Origin of the sequence: Micromonospora sp. MP36 (assembly GCF_008119785.1) — a bacterium.
Classification (GTDB): Bacteria; Actinomycetota; Actinomycetes; order Mycobacteriales; family Micromonosporaceae; genus Micromonospora.
Genome location: NZ_VSFA01000218.1, coordinates 1 through 3,983 on the forward strand (window position 1 = coordinate 1; position 3,983 = coordinate 3,983).

The window sequence follows — 3,983 nt, forward strand, 5'->3', positions numbered from 1 at the left end:
TCACGGCCAAGAGTTATTCCCGTGGTGGCCGCCCCTTCCCCCCCGGCCTGTTCGGCGGCGATTCGGGCGATGTCGAAGTGGCGCCCCCACAGCACCGCCACGACCAGGAGGCTCAGCACGGAGCCGAAGATGACCGCCCAGGTAATCGGCGGACCTCCGTTCAGGCCCCGGCTGGTGCCGATCGAGATGATCGTCTCACCGAGTGCGATGAGCATGATCAACCGATGCCGCTCGGTCCAGTGCGACACGGACACGATCGGCAAGCCACCACCCGCGCCGATCGCCCGAACGCCGATGAAGTCGACCAACGCGGCGGCGAAGAAGAAGGCCAGACGGACATCGTTCACCCCCGCCGGCAGGTGACGCGGCAGCAGGGCACCACACAGCAGCAACACCGCGCTGCCGCACAACGGCAATACGCCCAGCGTTGGCCTGGGCATCCGCTGCGTGCCCCACGTGGCGGACATGAGGATCAGCACCGCCATCAGCCGCGCTGACACGAAGGCGGTCACGAAGATCAGCGGACCAAACAGCGCACCGGGCCGATCGGTGAAGGCCACCGGCGTGGCAATGCCGATCAACAGGATGATCGCGGCCACCCCGAGGATGGTCGGCCGGATCATCCCCCAACGCACGCGCACGACATTGCCCACCACGGTGTACGAGGTCCACGCCCGCCACAGCAGCAGGATCACGACCACGCCCTGCAGCAGGCCCTCGAGCCGGAACTTCTCCGCCATCAGGTCGGTCACGCTCAAGAACGCATACACGAACACCAGGTCGAGAAACAGCTCCAATCGGGTCACTCCGAAGCCCCCGGCCTCGAGCTCGAACCGCCCGCTGAACCGCGCCCGGCCCGGCACCCAGACCCGTAGCCGACCGCCCCTGCTCACCTCACCAGTTTGCCAACCAGCCAACGGCCGGACAGCGAGATCGAAAGCTTGCCTGGGGGCTATCCCTAGCGCGAACGGGGTTTCCGGCGATGGTGGTGAGTAGGCATCAGCGGTTGGGAAGCGGCCGCGGAGTCACATCGTTCAGTGTCGCGGTTCTGCACCCAGCGGACATCGCCACACGGATCGGCAAGTCCGAACGCACCGTCCACCGGTACCTGACGCGACCGGTCACGAACGGCACGGCGCACGTCAACCGGCACCTCGCCGGCAGCCGCCCTCGCTGACACCGCCGGCCGGTCCTTGTCGTCACCGAAAACCGCACCCTTCGGGCGGATGTGCGGGATTTTCGATGCGGGGTGGTCCTTGCCCGGCTGAGCAGGCTTGAGGGCTCCGGACTGGCCGCAGCAGGTTCAGGGACGCGGCGCCTCCCCTGGGGAGGGGAACAAGGCGCGCGGCTGTCCGCCCGACCGCCACAGCCCGATCGCGAGCGCCGCGGTCGCCTCGAGGTATGCCGCCCGCGCGAGCCCGCCACACGGCGCCGGCGTGCAGCCGATAGAGCTGATCAGGGTTTCCGTCGCCGCGGCTGCTGTGGTGTGGTCGGTGCAGTAGGGCACGGCCAGCGGTACGTCCTCGAAGGTTGGCGCACGTAGTGTCCAGATGCTCAGATGGCAGAGGTTGAACGCCTTGACCACACGCGCGTCGGGCACAGCGGCCGCCAGTTGCCGTGCCACAGACGTGGCAGCACCGGTGTCGAGCATGAGTCCGTCGCCCGTCGGTACGAGGGCGTTGGTGCAGTCGATCACCGTCCGTCCGGCGAGGCTGGTGGCGAGGCCGCCCACGAGTTGCGGGGCCGCTGTCGCCGGGACCGCCACGAGCACGGCGTCGCCGTGCGCCGCCGCATCCGCGAGGCTGCCGTGCCCGGCGGCGCCGATCTTTTCGGCGGTCCGCTGCGCACGTTCCTGACTCCGTCCGGCGATCACCACCTCGTGCCCGGCCGCGGTCCATGCGCCGCCGAGCGCCGCCGCCATACCGCCCGTCCCAAGAATGCCGATTTTTACCTGTAGTACTCCGTTTCTTGCTCTGCGGTGGCTCGGTGCTGACCACCGTGCAGGACGATAGGCAGGACGATGCACACCAAACGGTGTGTGACACATCGGGCAGGATGGACGCATGAGTGGCGCCGTTGAGCAGCTCGACGACTACACCTCCGACTGCCGGGCCCGCGTGGCATTCGAGGTGCTCGCCAACCGCTGGGACAGCGTCGTGGTCTACACGATCGCCGCGTACGGTCCGATGCGTCCGGCGGCGCTCCTCGCCCGGATCGGCGGGATCAGTCCGAAGGTGCTCAACGACGCGCTACGCCGACTGGAGTACAACGGCCTGGTGGAACGCCGGCCGTACCAGCAAGCGCCACCCCGCGTGGACTATGCGCTGACCGAAGCGGGCGACGCGCTGCTGGAGCCCATGCAGATGATGGGCGCCTGGGCCATCAGATACGCCGATGCGGTCCTTGACGCCCAGGAGCGGTTCGAGGCACGGAGACGTCCACCCGGTCCCGATCCGCTCGACATCACCAGTCAAGCTTCCAATCCACTGGCCGGGAATGAGCGGCGATTGCCGTGAAGGCCGCCGAGCGCGCAGGCGTCAAGTTCGGCGGCGACGCGCTCAACGCCAGATCAGCGGCTTGCGGCTACAGCAGCTGATCCGTCAGTGGACAGCAGCACCCGCCGATGTACGGACGATGTCAGCCCGCTGCCACGAATCATGGGCATGGTGATTCGGATTGATGGTCGAGCACGCTGTGAGCCGTCTTCGATGGGCTTGTCATCCGGCCAGGGCGACCTCGGCCTCTTGGAACCCGGCGGCGGACTGGGCAGCTTGGCGGCGCCGGTGGTAGTGAACGGTCAAGATGCCGAGCAGCGGTCCCCAGGCGGCCAGCGGTAGGTAGGCGATCCAGAACGCGACGCTCTGCCAGCCCTCTGTGATCGGCGTGTCCGGGCTGCCGTTGAGCATCCGGCCGGAGGCCATCATGGCCAGCGCGTACGGGAAGATCAGCAGGGCGATCGCACCGAGGCTGGCGGGGATGACGGCGGCGAGGGTCGGTACCCGGCGGCCGCGCAGGCCCGGGATCCACCTCGGCCACACCTCGCCCCACTGGCACACCAGCCCGAGGGCGAGGAATGCCAGCACCTCGCTGACCACGCTGAGCGTGATGACGTACCAGACCCCTTCGAACAAGATCGGACCGTGACCGGGCGGCGGGGCGTCCATGCCCTTCACGAGCGGAGCTTCGAAGACGAAGGCTGTGATCCGCCAGATGGTGGAGGGCAGCGTGGTCAGGGCGGCGGCGTATGCGGCCAGGACGGCCCAGCGGGGCACGCCCACCGCCGTCCGACCATGCAGCTTCGTCAGGATGGTGCGAGCGGTCATAGAGATATCTCCTTGTTTAAACGCTGATCGTTGCGGATAGCCACGTGCATCCCGCGAGCCGGTGGGCAATGCCGAGGTTGCTGTTTCAAGATCGCAGCCACGCCGAGCCCCACGCATCCCCTTCGAGAAGGGACCGGATCACCCGCGCGGGGGAAGAGGAACCTGTACCACACAGGGCACCCTCCCCCACCCGACCCCACGGTCAGACGGGTAAGCGTCCGGAGGGACACGCACCAACGGACCGGCCAAGGCTGCCCCGCGCAGCCCACCGACACCAGGGCGTGAACACGACCAGCACACCCACCACCGGCCACCAGCCACGAGGAGCCGCCCTGGGCGCAGGATTCCACCTACACGCCCACGCGACACCACCACGGTGGAAAACGATCCCGGAAACTCAATCCGACTCAGGATCGCTAAGCTGATCAGGGACGCTACTGAAGCAGGTGCATCCCCTGCCTGGCTGGCGGCCCTGCAGCCCGGGCCCTACGGTGCGCCGCGGCAACAGTGACCCAGAGCGGCCTCTGCCCCCATTTCCAGCAGATCGCCGCAGGAGCGGCACCGGCAAGCATCACGAAGGGGTAGCGCGCGACCCGCGGCCATGAGAGTGAGGCTGATCGTGGCTGGTTTGGTGTCGGCCGGAGTTGTCGTATCCGGGCA

4 protein-coding genes are annotated in these 3,983 nt (G+C 67.9%); 1 reads left to right on the forward strand and 3 read right to left on the reverse strand.

Translation table 11 applies throughout. The annotated features are described in order from the left end of the window. Both FXF52_RS40565 and FXF52_RS40570 read right to left on the reverse strand, forming a co-directional pair. Nucleotides 1–797, reverse strand: a 797-nt coding sequence (locus FXF52_RS40565) for a low temperature requirement protein A (RefSeq protein ID WP_148804943.1), incomplete at its 3' end; no start/stop codon positions are given. A gap of 506 nt (nt 798–1,303) precedes the next feature. Further along, nucleotides 1,304–2,065 carry an NADPH-dependent F420 reductase gene (locus FXF52_RS40570; RefSeq protein ID WP_370518118.1) on the reverse strand — a complete coding sequence of 254 codons (762 nt, stop codon included), beginning with the start codon at nt 2,063–2,065 and terminating at the stop codon, nt 1,304–1,306. Between FXF52_RS40570 and FXF52_RS40575 the strand changes: the two genes are divergently transcribed. Beyond that, on the forward strand, nt 2,064–2,516 hold the full coding sequence (locus tag FXF52_RS40575; RefSeq protein WP_148804945.1) for a helix-turn-helix domain-containing protein: 453 nt from the start codon (nt 2,064–2,066) through the stop codon (nt 2,514–2,516). The genes FXF52_RS40570 and FXF52_RS40575 overlap by 2 nt on opposite strands. Nucleotides 2,517–2,717: 201 nt before the next feature. Here the strand turns inward: FXF52_RS40575 and FXF52_RS40580 are convergent, their stop codons facing one another. Further along, nucleotides 2,718–3,323, reverse strand: coding sequence for a hypothetical protein (locus FXF52_RS40580; RefSeq protein WP_148804946.1), 606 nt, complete (start codon nt 3,321–3,323; stop codon nt 2,718–2,720). Between the last annotated feature and the right edge of the window lie 660 nt (nt 3,324–3,983).

Bases quoted from the DNA above. Each gene is read 5' to 3' on its own strand.
- FXF52_RS40575 (WP_148804945.1), top strand. From the start codon at position 2,064: ATGAGTGGCGCCGTTGAGCAGCTCGACGACTACACCTCCGACTGCCGG.
- FXF52_RS40570 (WP_370518118.1), bottom strand. From the start codon at position 2,065: ATGCGTCCATCCTGCCCGATGTGTCACACACCGTTTGGTGTGCATCGT.
- FXF52_RS40580 (WP_148804946.1), bottom strand. From the start codon at position 3,323: ATGACCGCTCGCACCATCCTGACGAAGCTGCATGGTCGGACGGCGGTG.